This window comes from Phyllobacterium sp. CL33Tsu (assembly GCF_900113985.1).
Classification (GTDB): Bacteria; Pseudomonadota; Alphaproteobacteria; order Rhizobiales; family Rhizobiaceae; genus Phyllobacterium; species Phyllobacterium pellucidum.
In genome coordinates this window covers 174,234-189,703 of sequence record NZ_FORJ01000006.1, presented here as the reverse complement: position 1 = coordinate 189,703, position 15,470 = coordinate 174,234, and the positions used below count along the sequence as shown (strand labels likewise).

The following is a 15,470-nucleotide window of genomic DNA, read 5'->3' as shown; positions in this document are numbered from 1 at the left end:
CTTTACACGTCTGAGACGCTGGCCAAGCGAGACAAGCCATTGTAAAACCGCGCTCCGATCCCGGTGAACGAGACAGGTATGGCTCAAACTCAATCAGCAAACATCGGCACGTGGTATATCGATCCCGATGCAGAAGACAAGATGGCCGACGGTCATGCGCCGATCTGGCGGCACCTTATCGACCTTATCGTCGAGAAGGATCTTACCGCCAAGAGCGTGCTTGATTTCGGTTGCAATCAAGGTGGCCTTCTGAGGCATCTCTATGCGATCCGGCCCTTTCACAAAGCTCTTGGCGTCGATATCGCCGACACGTCCGTCGCCAAGGCCGAGGCACTGAAAGGCAACCTGCCAATCAGCATCAGGCCACAAGCAGTCTTACGGGTTGGGCGGATCAATTCGATGTCGCGATCAGTCACGAAGTAATCTACCTCGTTCCCGATATCGATGCGCATGCCGCGGACATCTGGCAGGCGCTGAAGCGCGGCGGCGTCTATTATGCGGTAACCGGCTGTCATATGGACAATCCGCTGTGGCCGAAATGGCGCGAGCTTGTGGCCAAGCGGACCAATACGATCGTACAGGATCGCTCGATCACGGATTACGGGCGCGCCTTCGAGAAGGCGGGTTTCGGAGTTTCGGCGCGCAAGCTTGAATTCAATGGTTTTATCCCCTTCGTGGCCGATGGTTGGACCCCGAATTTCGCCGACGCGCTCGAATATTATACGCAGACCAAGATCGTCTTCCGATTGGTCAAACCATAGGCCGCTGCAACCTGGCAAGCTCGACGTCAAAGTGCGGCGGGCTGTCGGCGGCGACTTGAACGAAACGGCCTCTCACGCGAAAAATATCCTGGATCAACCCGCTGCCGGCCAGGTCTTCCGGCAAGCCGTCAAATCGAAGCCTGCCCTTCTCCAACAATGAAATGCGGTCGCTAACGGCGATCGCCTGGTTGATGTCGTGGATTGCCATGACGATGGTGACGCCTTTTTCGCGGCTGAGGCGGTGGATAAGGTCAAGGACTTCCACCTGGTAGCCGATATCGAGGAAGGATGTCGGTTCATCGAGGAGAAGAATGGCTGCTTCCTGCGCCAAAGCGGCCGATATCCAGGCCCGCTGGCGCTCGCCGCCCGAAAGCTCGTTGAGGCTGCGGTCGGCGAGACCGCCCAATCCAGTGCTTTCTAGCGCCCAGTCGATGGCTTTTTCGTCCGTGCTGTCGTAGGAGCGGAATAATCCCACATGCGGATAGCGCCCTTGCCGAACGAGTTGGGCCACGGTCAATTCGTCCGGCGCTGCCGGCTGTTGCGGCAGGAATGCGAGCTTCTTGGCAAGCGCTCGCCGTGACAAGGTTGCGACCGGCGTTTCGCCAAGGAGCACCCGGCCCTCGACCGGTCGGATCAATCCGGCCAAAGCATGAAGGGCAGTGCTCTTGCCCGAACCGTTAGGGCCAATGAGCGCGCGGATTTCTCCCTGCTCCAGCGAAAGGCCGAACTGGTTGAGCGCCTTGCGCTCTCCATAGGCAACCGACACGTTGGAACAGGACAGTGGCATGAGCGGTCTCACGTGGTTTTGCGCAACAATGCTAGAAGTAGGGGGACGCCGACAATGGCGGTCACAACCCCGATGGGAATTTCCTCGGCCTGTCCGAGCAAACGCCCGATCAGATCGCCAAGCGTGACGACAATGGCGCCGAGGCCTATCGTTAGCGCCAGCGACAGCACAAAGTTTCGGCCGGCAATGAATTTTGCCATATGAGGCACGATCAGGCCAACGAAGACAAGCGGCCCGACCGCTCCGACGGCGCTTGAAGCGAGCATGCAGACAACGACAAGAACGATGGAAAACTGGCGGCGATAAGCAAGCCCGAACGATTGCGCCACCGTTGCATCGAAATGCAGGAGGCGCAGCGGCCGATAGATGACTGGAAGCATTAACAGGCCGGCAATCGTAAAGGGCAGCAGGAAGAGCGCATGGTCCCAGGTCCGGGCATAAAGGCTTCCGGACAACCATTCCAGAATGATCTCGATGCGTGCCGAGCCCCATCCTGCGATAAGGCCGATGGCTATCGCATGCAGCACTGCGCCGACCGCCACGCCGCAGAGCGTGATACGCATGGCGCTGAGACCGAGGCGAAATGCCAGCAGGTAGATGATGCCACCCGCTAGCAGTCCCCCGGCAAGCCCCGCCGCCGGAAGCCAAGCCACCGGCAACTCTGCAAGCGTGTTCGAGCCCGGTTGGAAGATATAGACGGTGAACATCAGGAAGGTCGTTACCGAAAGCGTGGCCCCTTGCGAGATCCCCATCAGCGATGGGTCCGCAAGCGGGTTGCGTGTGATTGCCTGGAGAAGGAACCCCGCCAATGCAAAATGAATTCCTGCCAATACGCCGGTTACGATGCGTGGAAGCCTGATATCGAGGATGATCGCCCGGGCCTCATCGGATCCGTTGCCCTTCAGGACAGCCATGATGTCGTTGTGGGAAATATCGGCGACGCCCAGCAACGCCGCTGCGACGATCGAAGCGGTGGTAACGGCGACCAGAGCGAAAACGATCCAGCCGGCGTTCGAGCCCGCTCGCGTGGAGGCAACTGCACTCATCGCTCAGCGCCCGAAAGATTGAGCCGGCCGCGCTGGACAAGGTAGATGAAGATAGGGCCGCCGATCAGCGCCGTGATTATCCCGACCGGCAATTCCCGCGGGACGGCGATGCTGCGTCCAACAACATCGGCAAAGGTGACGATGAGCGCACCGATGACCGCGCTCAACCCGATGTCCCATCCAGTCCCGCCTGGTCTGAGAAGGCGCGCAATGTGGGGTGCCGCAAGGCCGACAAAGGCAACCGGACCGGCGATCGGCGCGATACCCGCGACCGGGATAATCGCCAGAATGAGAATGACCGGCTTCCAGAGACCAAGCTGCAGGCCCATTCCGGCAGCGGCATGGTCGCTCAGCATGAACATTCCAATTACACGACGAAAAACGAGCGCCCCGACGACACCTGTTACCGTCCAAGGAAGCATATGGATGAGATGCGTCCAAGTCCTTCCCTGAAACCCGCCCGACAGCCAGAACAGCAGTGACGCGGCCTGCGGCCCCGTCAGCAACAGGACATAGGTGGTTATCGCGCCGAGAAACAGCGAAACGCTGACACCGCCAAGTGCCAGTTGCAGCGGACGCCCCTGCCCGCCGCGTGAAACCCAGAACGTTACGGAAGAAGCCGCGAGCCCGCCCAGGAGCCCGATGACCGGGTAATAAACCGGGGAGAGCCAGGGCACGAACACGAAGCAACAAACGATCGGCGCAACGGCTCCGGCGGTCGCGCCGGTAATGCCGGGATCTGCCAGCGGATTGCGCGTCAGCGTCTGCAACAGGTAGCCTGAAACGGCGAGCCCCGCACCGCCGGCGGCGGCCGTCAGGCTTCGCGGCAGCCGCAGCGTCCACACGAGGATTGAATCGACCTTGCCATCGGGCGCGACAAGAACATGGAAAACCGTCGCGACCGATAGGGTTTTTGCGCCAACCAGCAAACCGACGGCGATCGTCGCCAGGCAGGCCAGCACGATAAGCCCAATGAGCAGCAATGATCGGCTTGGGCTCATTCGTCGGACTGGCCGTCAGTCCTGAACGGTCGCGGGAATGATCTTTGCCGCTTCCGCACGGACATCGACGGCGGAGAAGGTGTCCGGATAGAGATAGTGCGCCGCTTCCCTCAGAACGATCTCGCGAGCGATCGGACCATTTGTTTCGACCCACTGGTCACCGACATAGAAAACCCGGTTGTTCTTGACGGCTGAGAGCTGCGACCAGATCGGATTGCTTTCGTGGGGGCGGTCCGGCCCGGAATCGTAGACGAAGATGACCTCCGGATCTTTCTCCAGCATGGTCTCGAGACTGAGATCGATACCGAACTCGCCGCCCGGCGACTTCGGGCCGGCGATATTGTCGCCCCCTATAGCCGCCACGATGGAGGCGGATGTGTTTTCGGTATGGAACGCAAACGGCGTTGCTCCACCCCACATGATCATGAAACGCGGGTGGACATCCTTCGGTGCCTTGGCTGCGAAGTCGGCCAGGTTCTTGCGGAAGTCGGCATTCAACTGCTCGCCCCGCTCGGGCTGGCCGAGCAGCTTCGAAATCTCGGCAACTTCCTTATAGCTCTCGTCGAGCAACTCCATGTTGTACGCCACATAGGGTGCGATGCCCTGCAACTGCGCCGCGTTGCCGACGGTATAGCGGCGGATTGCGATGATCAGATCGGGCTTTGCTTCGGAAAGCAGTTCAAGGTTCGGTTTGGCGCGCTGTCCTATCCGCTTCATCCGCGAGGTCAGGCCAAGCAAGAAATCCGGTTCGCGGCCCGCTGTCATATATGTGCTTGCGACCGGCTTGACGCCGAGGGCCAGCGCGATGTCATCGGCGAAGTAGGAGATCGAGGCGATGCGCTTCGGTTGTGCAGGAACTTCGACCGTGACGCCGCGATCATCGACAATCGACACCTTGCCCGGATCGGCAGCGAAGGCGCTGCCTGAAGCCAATAATGCCGCGATACCGAGCGCGCGCGCACGCTTGAATAAGATCCTTGTCACGAAAGCCTCCTTGCTGGTTTGAATTTTTTCATAAACTGCAAAGAGGAGTCTCACATTCATATTTAAGTCTAATAGCGGCGGAACACCCTTTCCCGCCCGCTCGCCTCAAAAGCAGGTTTCATTGCATCCCGTATTCACTTTGCTTTTGGACGCCGGCTTGTGACAAGCGCGCGATAGCAGCGCCATTGGCATCGAAAATGTGGACGTCTTGCGGTCGCGCGGTAAAGCGAATCTTGTCCGTCCTGGCGTAAGTGCCTGCACCGTCTACCTTGATGAGATATTTTCGATCAGAGCCCGGCATATCGACATAGAGAATTTGTACTTCGCCGAGGTGTTCGACAAAATCGATGGTACCAGTAAACACCGGCCCATTCGTTTTTGCATCCGCGATCTGTGTATTTTCAGGACGAATACCGATGCTGAGCCGATCCTCAGCAGAAACGCCAGCGGGCAGCACACCAAGATCGAGAGCGACCCCGCAATCCAGCTTGCATTTCGCGGAGCCCGACAAGTCTTTTTCGAGTTTCCCCTCCAATATGTTCATCGAAGGCGACCCGATGAACTGCGCAACGAAAAGATTGGCAGGATTTTTGTAAAGCTCGATCGGTGTTCCAACCTGCTCGATGTTTCCGTCCTTGAAGACGACGATGCGGTCGGCCAAAGTCATGGCCTCGACCTGGTCATGTGTCACGTAGATCATGGTGACGTCCGGCATGCTCTGCTTCAGCTTCGCAATCTCGATCCGGGTCGCTACGCGCAGCGCCGCATCGAGATTGGACAATGGTTCATCGAAGAGAAACACGCGCGGATCACGCACGATGGCGCGGCCGATGGCAACACGTTGCCTCTGCCCGCCGGAAAGAGCCTTCGGCAGCCTCAGCAGATAGCTGTCGAGCTGGAGGATGTTTGCTGCATTGCGCACACGTTTATCTATTTCGGCTTTGGGCAGGCCGGCAATGCGCAGACCGAAGGCCATATTTTCGAAGACAGTCATGTGCGGGTACAGGGCGTAGGACTGGAACACCATCGAAATGCCGCGCTTGGACGGCGCCACATTGTTGATCCGCTCGCCGTCAATGATGAGGTCGCCGGAGGTAATCGTTTCCAACCCGGCAATCGAGCGAAGCAGTGTCGATTTTCCACAGCCCGAGGGGCCCACAAAAACGATGAACTCACCGGATTTAATGTCGAGATCGATGCCGTGAAGGACCTCCAGATTGGAGTATGACTTACGTATGTTTCTCAGCGACAAGTCAGCCATCGTTCCGTTCCTTATATTTGCTTCCCATCACTCAGGGAGCAAGATTGGCCAGAAATCGCGTGATCCGATCCGGCTTCTGATTGAGAATTTCCACGTCATTCTTGCGGCGAATGGCGCCCCTGACGATTTTTGCACCGACATATCGCAACGGTTCGGGCGGGAGCTTCGTCCGGCGACCGATACCGACCAACCCGCATCTGCTCCACTTGTCGTCGCGTCCCAAAACGAGGCTTGCCATGATGCGGCCGGCAACGGGCGTCTGGGCAATTCCGGTGCCGTTGAAACCGACAGCGTAAAAGATGTTCCGATGCTCTTTCAGATGATCGAAAACCGGCAGATGCTGGGCAGTGCAGTCGATTGGTCCGCTCCAATCATATTGCACCTCAACTTCTTTAAGTTGCGGATAGACGCGGTGCAGCTCGCGGATATTGTCCAAACCCTTGTCTCCGCTCCGGTTGAAGCTGGAGCCGATGCGGTCCTGATACGCAATGCCGCCGGTTCCCCGGCCGAAGATCACCCGGCCTGAAGGGGTGCGCTGGTAGTAGAGCACGTGGTGTTGGGCATCGCAGATCGATGCACCGTCGACCCAACCGATCTCATCCAGAATGTCGGCAGCAGGCGCGGTTGCGATGAGCTGACTGCTGACTACATAAAGATAGGGGTGAAGTTCCGGAATCGCCGAAAGCCATGCGTTGGCAGCTAGGACGATCTTCTTGGCAGACAACGTACCCTGAGCCGTGCGCAATTGCGGTTGTGCCCCGGGTACGATCTCCAGAACCGGACTCTGTTCGTGAATAATGACGCCTTTCGAGATTGCAAGCTGGCGCAAACCCAGCGCCAGCTTTGCCGGCTGGACTGTCCCAGCCCGGTCTTCCACGATGCCAAGGTAGGACGCAGAAGAACCGGTCCGCTTCAGCATATCGGCCCGGTCAAGGGTCCGAAATCGCTTCTCGCCCAACGTCCGGGTGAGATCATAGGCCTTCGACCACGCCCCTTCCTGGGCGGCGGAACTTGCCGTCCACAACCAGCCGTCCAGTCGCAAATCCATGTCGATCGTGCCGGAATCCTGCAGGGTCTTGAGTTCATCGATGGCGTCGGCAGTAGCGCGGCACAACATGAGCGCGTCTTCAGTACCCACGAGTTCCCGTAGCATGTCGATCTCGGCGAACCAGGTGTGGACCTGTCCCCCATTCCTGCCCGAAGCGCCCGACCCGCAAAAATCAGCTTCGAGGATCGTAACGCGCGTCTCGGGCGCATGCTCCTTTATCCGCAGCGCGGTCCACAGGCCGGCGTAACCACCGCCGACGATTGCAATATCGCACGTCTCGCTGCCCTTGAGCGGTGTCGTTGCGGCATCGGCGGCAATGCTCTGCAACCAAAAGGACCGGTCTTCTCTTGAGGCCGCAACCGGCGGTCTCATTTTGATGCTGCTCATGCTCAAGCCCTTTGCGCGGTACGGATGACGCTGTCGTATTTGTCGAGAAGCCATTGCGGTATAGGCAGGATCGCCTGCGGAAACCCGCCGAGATGCGTACAGGTTTCCGCAGCCCGCACGGCCGAACGATTAAGCGCGGTTTCCTCCGAGCAGCCTTCAAGAAAGCGGCTAACGATGAATGTTGCGATGAAGCTGTCGCCGGCGCCGCAGGTATCAACGACAGATACCGGGACGGAATCCGCGAAGAACAGAGCGCTGCCATTATCGTAGAAGGAGCCGCGCTTGCCGCATGTGACCACGACTTCGCGGGCCCCTGCCCGCTTGAACTTTTCGATGAGCGGCTTGACCGGTTCGTCCGGATCGTCTGGACCTGACGCAAAAACCAGCGGTACATTATCCAGCGGCAAATCGAAGTGTCGCGTCGACAGGTCGACGCTGAACCTTACGCCATCCGCTACAAGCCGGCGCACCAGCTTTTCGCTCGCATTTGTGCCGAGATGGACCCAGTCGGCCCGCAGCAGCGCATCATAATGTTCGCCCTTGGGGAAATAGTCTGCCCCGACGCCGAGGGACTCGAGCAGGAAGCGCCGCTCGCCGGCATCGTCGGCAAGGAGGGTTACCGCGGAACTCCCTGTCAGCAATTCCACGTCGCCCGGAGCGAGGCCGATACGTTCGATCTCGTCGAGCATGATCCCGGCTTCTTCATCATGGCCGAGGGCGCCGAAATAGCGCGCATTGTGGCCCTGTCGTTGCCATTGAACCGCGACATTGAGCGCATTTCCTCCCACCGTGACGAAGCCTTTGCTCAGGTAGGCATCAAGGCAATTGTCGCCGACAGCAATCAGCGTTGGACTGGCGTTCTGCATCATTGCTCCGCACGATCAAGAAGAGGAGCAATCGCGGTCAGACAACGTTGCCAGGCCGAAACGGGATCGAGCGCATAAGATCCATTGCCGAAGGGTTCGAAGGTAAGGGTCCCTGTAAAGGAACTCGCATCGAGTTCGGCGAGATAGTCGTGCAATGGCAGGTTGCCATCGCCCCAGACCAGATGGCCGGCCGGCGTCCCGTCAACGATGTGAACATGGGAAAGGCGCTCGCCAAACTTCTCGACATAGGCGCCGACGCTGTCCTTCGCGGTTGCCATGGCCACGATATCGAGAACGGCGTCGACATTATCTGCGTCGAGCTCGCGCCAGAAGGCAAAGAGCTCATCCGCATTGTTGACGATATTGCTCTCGGTACGTTGCAGTGGCTCCAGAAGACAGGCAACCCCGTTGCTCCTGGCGTGCCGGGCAATCGTGTTGACCGACTCGATCGAGCGAGCCCAGGCACGCTCGCGGCTTTCACTTTCGAACCCGCGGCCCGGTGTCAGAAACAGGTATTTCGCACCAAGTTCAGCACAAATATCGGCAGCATGGAGAAAGCGCTCCACGCTCTTTGCGCGATAGGTGTCGTCGCCCGATGCGATGTTGATGGGATAGAGCACCTGTTCCGGCGTGAAGCAGTGAACCGACAACTGATTGTCGACGAGGACGGCCTTCACTTCTCTCAGGCGCGAATTGCTATCGTTGAAGAGGTCGAGGTGGGGAGCAATTCCCCAAAGCTCCATGCGGCTGAATCCCATCCGGCGCAGCTGCTCCGCAACCCACCGGAACGGGTGGTGCTGAAAGGAGAAATTTGCTCCGATGAGTTGTTCACGTCTCAACATTTCCCACTCCCCTTACTTGCCGATGCCTTCGGCGAGGCCCCGGATGAAGAAGCGCTGCGCGGCGAAGAAAACAATGACGATGGGAAGTGCCGATAATGTCATCGCAGCGAAGACGATGGCGTAATTGGTTCCGTGTTTCGCCATGATCGATGTCAGGCCGACAGGCAGTGTCTGCAAGTCTGCGCCGCTCGTGAAAATCATCGCGAAGAGATATTCATTCCAGGCGAAAAGCACATGCAGGATGACACAGGATACAAGTATCGGCTTGCACAGCGGCAGGATCACCTTCCAGAAGATCTGGCCCTCGGTCGCGCCGTCCATGATCGCTGCTTCATCGAGATCGCGTGGGAGTCCGAGCATGTAGGCGCGAATGAGAAAGGTCGTGAACGGGATGCGGAAGGCTGTATAAAGAATGATCAGCGCCCAATAGGTATTGTAGAGGCCGAGATCCTGCATCATGCGCACCAGCGGGATTACCGCGACAGTCGGGCTGAGCATGAGACCGCCAAGCACGATGCCCACGAAATAAGGCTTCCCGGGCAAGCTTGACCGGGTCAGGCCGTATGCGGTCCACGCGCTTACGAGAACGGTGCAGATGGCGGAACCAAGCGTCACGATTATGCTCGTCGCAATGTAATTGCGGATGCCCTGGTTCCACGCAGAGATATAGTTTCCGATCGTAAAGCTGGTCGGAAGCGCAAACGGATTGCCGAAGATCTCCGAGTTGCTCTTGAAGCCGTTCAGGGCCATCCAGATCAATGGATAGATGACGATGACACCGAGGCTGACAAGAAAGGTGACAAGGCAGACCTTTGCCAGCGCCGACACGAAATCGACCGGTTCCCTCTCACTGGATTGAAGGGTGACGCTCACAGATGCACCCTCCGCTTCCTTGTGTACCAGAGCTGGGCGAAGCCGGTCAGCAAGGTGATGACGAAGATCACGGTTGCCACGGCGGCGCCATATCCAAAGTCGTTTTCGATGAAGCCCTGTTGATAGAGCCAGGTTCCAAGCACCTGGCTGGAATTGTTCGGACCGCCGGCCGTCATGACCATGACCTCGTTGAAAACCTGGAAGGCGCCGGTGATCGTGACAATGACCATCAGGCCTGTCATCTCGCGTGTCAGAGGCATGGTGATGTTCCACAGCCGCCGCCAGGTGCCAGCCCCGTCCATGATCGCCGCATCGTAGAGTTCGCGCGGTATCTTCTGGATCGCAATGCCGAACAACAGCGTCGAATAGCCGAAACCCTGCCATTGGCTCATGGCTATGATTGCATAGATCGCCGTATGCTCTTCGCCGAGCCACGCCCGCGACCAATTCCCGAGGCCAATCTGTGTGAGAAAGGAGTCAAGCAGACCGATGTCCGGCTGATAGATGAAGTAGAATAGCAGGCCGGTGACGGTGATCGAAATCGCCGAGGGGATGAAATAGACGGCGCGCCAGAACCTGCGCCATCTTTCGTTGTCGAGACCCTCGATGAGCGCAGCGAGCACGAATGCGCCAAATACCTGAAAAACAATCGAGATGACCGCATAAAGCGTGTTGTTGAGGATCGCGGTCCAGACGATCGGATCGCTCTGGAGCCGGCGATAGTTGTCGAGGCCGACAAAGGCGGTTTCGCCGGTGAAAATATCCTGGTTTTTCGTGCTGACGATGAAGTTGTCGATGATTGGATAATAGACGAACCAAAGGATCAGAACGAATGCGACCAGCACCCAGCGGAACGACAGCAAGCCCGACAAGGGGCTGGTCTGATCATTCCCGGCTTTCCTCCGCAGGGTGAAGCCGATCGCGGCGGCTTCACCCTTATAGTCATGCTTCACGACAGTCATTGTCTGAGAGCTTTCTTACTTTGAAGAAGCCGCAGCTTTCTTCACCTGTTCCATGACCTGCTCGGGAGTCTGCGAGCCGCCGATGAGTGCCTGCAGGCCCGAAAGCCAGGCAGCCGCCACGCGTGGTGGGTTGGCCGTATCGAGCCAGGGCATGAGATAGGAAGAGTCCGCGATAACTTTCAGGCCACCGACGACCGCCGGGTTCATCGTATCGGCGGAATATCCTCCGACGGTCGCACTCGGCTGGCCATAAGGCGGAGCCGACAGAACCTTGCCATTATCTGCAGAAGTGACGAACTTCATGAAGTCGATCGCAAGCGGGATGTTCTTCGAAGCGGCATTGATCATGTAACCTTCCGGCGCTCCTTCGATCGACTTCACGTCGCCCTTTGCGTCCTTCGGTGCCGGCAGTTTGAAGTAGCCGAAATCGTCCCGCTTCAAGGCGCCGTCGGCAGTGCTCTGATCGAACTCGATGATTTCCTGATAGTACATGGCCGACTTGGCATTGGAGAACTGCTGCAGCGCCGATGCATAGGACGAGCCGTTCGTCCCGGAACCATCCGAACATTCATCGATCAACTGCTTGAACTGGGTCAGGCTCAGCACATAGCCCGGATCGGAGTAGTCGGCCGTGGCCGGCGTGAAATCCTTTTCGAGCGTCGCCTGCGGCACGTTATAGGAGAGCAGTTGACCGGCATAATGAACCGCCGGCCAGCCTTCCTTGTTGCCGAAGGAGATCGGTGTAACACCCGACTTGTGCAGAGCCGCGCAGGCGGTGAGCAATTCATCGAAGGTCTTGGGTTCGGAAACGCCGGCTTTTTCGAACAGCGGCTTGCTGTAGCCCATGAACTTGGCGTCGAGATAGAGCGGAATGCCATAGAGCTTGCCATTGTACTGGAAGGCGCTGACTGCGGCGCCGGCAAGTTGCTTGCCCCAGGCGGTATCGGGACCGATCACCTTGCTAAGGTCGACCGCGCGATTGCCGCGGACGAAGTTTTCGCCCCAGCTGCCGGTCCAGGAGAAATAGATATCAGGCAAGGAATTGGACGCAACGAGAGCTTTCGTCTTGCCCTTCACGCTGTCGTCGCTCTCCTGAATAAGTTCGACTTTGACGCCTGGATGAAGCTTTTCATATTCCTTGGCGGCATCGACGAAAAACGGAGAAAGCTGCTGCAGACCGAACTTGGTGAGAATGCTGAGTGTGCCCGAATATTCAACTTTTGCATCCGGATCCGCTACGACCGGGTCTTTTGCCAGCGCGACACTTGCGCTGCCGGCAATCAATCCGGCCGCCATGAAAGAAGCGAGACTCGTCGTGCTTAAAAACGTGGTGCTTTTCATTTCGCAGTTCCTCTCTTTTTTGATCTTTCGTTTCTGTGAATGAATCAATCCCGATCCGACTTGATCGGATCGGGACAATCTCAATACTCGACGCGCTTGTAATAGCGGCGCGTTGTCAGCGGATGGTCGCGCAAAACTTCGAGATGGGCGCTCAGACGCTCCAGCATGGTGGCGAGGATGATCGGAGAGATCAGCTTGCGCGTATTCTCGGAAATTCCCGGCAGCTTGGCAGCGGCTGCGTCCAGAACCCGGACCTTGTCGGTATAGCGTTTTGCGAAGTTTTCGACGCGATCGGTCAGTGGGCGGCAGGCATCCTCACCTTTGAAGATGAACAGGCTGACACCGGGCTCGACCAATTCGAGCGTGCCGTGGAAGAAATCGGACGCATGAACCGGACGTGTGCGGATCCACTGCATTTCCTCAAGGATGCACATCCCGTAATAATGCGCTTCCGGCCAGACCGAACCTGCGCCGGTGAAGATGTGATAGGTCTCGTCCTTGATTTCCTGGGCGAGCGCGGCAGCGCCAGCCTCGTAATCTTCCTTCACCGATACGAGCAATTCCGGCAGCTTCTTAAGCTCTGCCACAGTTGCATCGAAGTCCGCAAATTCACCACGCTCAGCCAGCAGGGCGAGAACGATCAGGAGAGTTTGCAGGTAGAACGATTCCGAGGATGTATCGTCTTCGGCGAAGTTGGTGAAATTGTAGTCCGCATCGAGGCCGAGAGGCGTGTTCTTATGCCCGGTGAGGGAAAGCGTCTTGACGCCGCGTTCCTTCAGGAAAGCCATAAGCTGGACGCTTTCCTTGGTTGTTCCCGATAGCGACGGAAGAATGACGAGCGCCCGTTCATCAAGGCCAGCCGGCGCTTCGAGAACGACCTGCGCCGGAAATGCCGCCGAGACCGGGAAAACAGTTCCGTTCCGGGCAAGCTCGATCGCCGGCTGCGTCAGAAACTGCACGCCGCCCGTGCCCATGAAGAAAATCCGTTCGAGGCCATCGTCGAGCAGCTTGCGCACCAGGGCGCGCACGTCATCGGCGATTGCGACTGCGCCACTTTGTATCTTCACAAAGCGATCTTTATCGAAGTTGAGCATTAGAACCTTCCCGTTTGCGCATATCAACACCGCTGGAGAGCGAGGTACCGTCTTGCGCGAATGTTCGTTAAGACAATGTGAGATCGATCTCACACATATTTAGCGCACAAGAATTTCACGCTGACAAGTGGGTTGGAATATTTTTTTGCTGAGATGGGCGGTGTGGCTCAAACGTCCTGTCGACGGCTCACCGAACCTCTGACCAACAGCTTGGTTTCAAAGCGAATTTGTCTTGTCTGGCGGTTATGTCCGGAGAGCCGTTCAAAAAGGAGCCGGGCCGCAGCAAGGCCGATTTCCGACACCGGCTGTGCAACGACTGTGATCTGCGGATCGGTAAATGTCGCCAGGTTGAAGTCGTCGAATCCGATGAGCGACACGTCATGGGGGATGGAGATTCCCATCGAACGAAAGGCCAACAGCGCGCCTTGGGTCATCAAACTGTCGACGGTGAAGAGTGCAGTCGGTGGCGATTTCTGGCTGAACAGTCGAATGGTCGCATCGATCGCGTGTTCGACTGTCGATTGGGATACGGAAATCATCCTGTCGTCCGGGTTGATGCCTGCGGCGACAAGCGCGCTCTGATAGCCGCTCAGGCGTGCGCGCGACGTGAAGATGCGCGTATCGTCCTGCAGAAGGCCGATACGTCGGTGGCCCATGGCGATGAGGTATTCGATGGCCTTGCGCGCTCCGCCTTCATTATCGACGACGACACTGTCGCAATCGATTCCTTGCACAACACGGTCGATCAGCACCAGCGGGACGTTTTCCTCGATCAGGCGCTTAAGATGGATGTTGTTCTCGTCCGATGTCGGCGCGACGATGAAGCCGCGTATGCTCAGGGATTGCAGGCTCGCCAGCAAGGAGACTTCCTGTTCCAGTTGCTCTTCGCTGCTGCCGATAATCAGATTGTACCGGCTTCGACGCGCCAAAGCCTCGATATCGTGCGCGATCCGGGCGAAAAATGGATTCTGAATGTCACCGAGAATGCAGCCGATGATCGGCAATTGGCCGTTGCGCAGCGCCTGTGCCAGGCGATTGCCCCTGTAACCCAGCTTTTCCGCCGCTTCCTGGACGCGCTGCGCGGTCTCGTCGCCAACGTAACCATAGCTGTTGAGCGCACGGGCAGCCGTCGCACGGGAGACGTTCGCAAAAGCTGCCACATCCTTCAACGTCGCTGGTTTCTGAGCCATTTCAACCTTCTCGAAGCACGAATAGTGCGCCGCTTTCGCCCCTTTTATCCTCGGGATGCCGGTTAGCATAGGCGGGGCGCGATAGAATTCGGCATCGAAGGGAGAGCGAGTCTCCGCTTCATGCAACCAGAAATAAATTATGCTGTGAAATGTCGCCTTTGCGACGGGGACGGTTTTGCCCGGGTGCTGCCTGAGCCCAAGGTTCCGTCTTGCGTGCGGCTACTATTCAGGACAATACGGAATGCGGCAGGACAAACGGCGTGCCCGGCGCCGGAAATGCGCCGACCTTCAGCGCACAATCATAGACACGCAGGATGCGCTCGTCCGTGAGCACCTCGGCCGGCGTGCCGACGCAATCGGTATGACCGCGATTCATGATAACGACCTTGTCGCCGTACATCGCGGTCAGATTGAGATCATGCAGGATCGCAACGACCCCTCCCCCGCGTTCAGCAAAGTCGCGCGCGATCCGCATGATGATCAGCTGATGCTTGATGTCCAGGCTCGAGACCGGCTCATCGAGGAAAAGAAAACGCGGCTGTCCGTCAAGCACGGGTTGCCATACCTGGCAGAGAACGCGGGCAAGTTGCACACGCTGTTGCTCGCCGCCTGAGAGCTCCTGGTAGAACCGGCCGCCGAATCCGGCAAGATCCACAAGGTCCAGCGCAAGATCCGGCAAATCTCTTGCCGCCCCTGCACCGGTACGACCGGCGATCACTCCCAGCTTGACGATTTCCCGGACGGTGAACGGAAATGAGAGCGAGGTGGCTTGCGGCAGGATGGCGCGCGCGGCAGCCATCTGCCAGGGTTTCATCCTGTCGATCGGTGTACCGTTGAGGCTGATGCGGCCCGTAAATGGCAGGTCGCCCGCCATCGCCCGAAGCAAAGTCGTCTTGCCCGATCCGTTCGGCCCTACGACGACGGTGAATTTTCCGGCTTCAGCCGTGAAAGCAGCGCAGTCGATGATCTTTTTGCGGCCAAGGAAGACAGTTACGTCGCTCACGTCAATGCAATGGGAATTCGCCAT

At 58.0% G+C, this 15,470-nt stretch carries 14 protein-coding genes and 1 pseudogene; 1 reads left to right on the top strand and 14 read right to left on the bottom strand.

All coding sequences use genetic code 11. The features are described 5' to 3' along the window. Positions 1–78: 78 nt before the first annotated feature. Positions 79–761, top strand: a pseudogene (locus tag BM074_RS19465) (class I SAM-dependent methyltransferase). On the opposite strand, the gene BM074_RS19460 reads toward BM074_RS19465, so the two are convergent. The 14 genes from BM074_RS19460 to BM074_RS19395 form a co-directional block, all read right to left on the bottom strand. After that, on the bottom strand, positions 751–1,548 hold the full coding sequence (locus tag BM074_RS19460; RefSeq protein ID WP_091924327.1) for an ABC transporter ATP-binding protein: 798 nt from the start codon (positions 1,546–1,548) through the stop codon (positions 751–753). The pseudogene BM074_RS19465 and the gene BM074_RS19460 overlap by 11 nt on opposite strands. Positions 1,549–1,556: 8 nt before the next feature. Further along, positions 1,557–2,594, bottom strand: coding sequence for a FecCD family ABC transporter permease (locus tag BM074_RS19455; RefSeq protein WP_091924325.1), 1,038 nt, complete (start codon positions 2,592–2,594; stop codon positions 1,557–1,559). Beyond that, complete coding sequence (locus BM074_RS19450; protein ID WP_091924323.1) at positions 2,591–3,595, bottom strand: FecCD family ABC transporter permease; 1,005 nt, start codon at positions 3,593–3,595, stop codon at positions 2,591–2,593. Before BM074_RS19450 ends, BM074_RS19455 begins: the two co-directional genes overlap by 4 nt. A 15-nt stretch (positions 3,596–3,610) precedes the next feature. Beyond that, on the bottom strand, positions 3,611–4,579 hold the full coding sequence (locus BM074_RS19445; RefSeq protein ID WP_244532978.1) for an ABC transporter substrate-binding protein: 969 nt from the start codon (positions 4,577–4,579) through the stop codon (positions 3,611–3,613). A gap of 118 nt (positions 4,580–4,697) precedes the next feature. Then, positions 4,698–5,840: an ABC transporter ATP-binding protein gene (gene ugpC / locus BM074_RS19440; protein WP_091924317.1), complete on the bottom strand. Its 1,143-nt coding sequence runs from the start codon at positions 5,838–5,840 to the stop codon at positions 4,698–4,700. Positions 5,841–5,871: 31 nt separating this feature from the next. Continuing rightward, positions 5,872–7,275, bottom strand: coding sequence for an NAD(P)/FAD-dependent oxidoreductase (locus BM074_RS19435; RefSeq protein ID WP_091924314.1), 1,404 nt, complete (start codon positions 7,273–7,275; stop codon positions 5,872–5,874). 2 nt (positions 7,276–7,277) lie between these two features. Then, positions 7,278–8,141, bottom strand: coding sequence for a PfkB family carbohydrate kinase (locus BM074_RS19430; RefSeq protein WP_091924311.1), 864 nt, complete (start codon positions 8,139–8,141; stop codon positions 7,278–7,280). Further along, on the bottom strand, positions 8,141–8,983 hold the full coding sequence (locus BM074_RS19425) for a sugar phosphate isomerase/epimerase family protein (RefSeq protein ID WP_091924310.1): 843 nt from the start codon (positions 8,981–8,983) through the stop codon (positions 8,141–8,143). The genes BM074_RS19430 and BM074_RS19425 overlap by 1 nt, the downstream gene beginning before the upstream one ends. 12 nt (positions 8,984–8,995) lie before the next feature. Further along, positions 8,996–9,856, bottom strand: coding sequence for a carbohydrate ABC transporter permease (locus BM074_RS19420; RefSeq protein WP_091924307.1), 861 nt, complete (start codon positions 9,854–9,856; stop codon positions 8,996–8,998). Then, entirely contained in the window at positions 9,853–10,818 is a 966-nt protein-coding gene (locus BM074_RS19415) for a carbohydrate ABC transporter permease (protein WP_091924305.1), read from the bottom strand. Before BM074_RS19415 ends, BM074_RS19420 begins: the two co-directional genes overlap by 4 nt. A gap of 15 nt (positions 10,819–10,833) precedes the next feature. Then, entirely contained in the window at positions 10,834–12,159 is a 1,326-nt protein-coding gene (locus BM074_RS19410) for an ABC transporter substrate-binding protein (protein ID WP_091924302.1), read from the bottom strand. Positions 12,160–12,239: 80 nt separating this feature from the next. Further along, complete coding sequence (locus tag BM074_RS19405) at positions 12,240–13,253, bottom strand: SIS domain-containing protein (RefSeq protein ID WP_091924300.1); 1,014 nt, start codon at positions 13,251–13,253, stop codon at positions 12,240–12,242. Positions 13,254–13,420: 167 nt separating this feature from the next. Further along, positions 13,421–14,443 (bottom strand): LacI family DNA-binding transcriptional regulator, encoded by a 1,023-nt coding sequence (locus tag BM074_RS19400; RefSeq protein ID WP_091924298.1) that lies wholly within the window; start codon positions 14,441–14,443, stop codon positions 13,421–13,423. Positions 14,444–14,669: 226 nt separating this feature from the next. Then, entirely contained in the window at positions 14,670–15,470 is an 801-nt protein-coding gene (locus BM074_RS19395; RefSeq protein ID WP_091924296.1) for a heme ABC transporter ATP-binding protein, read from the bottom strand.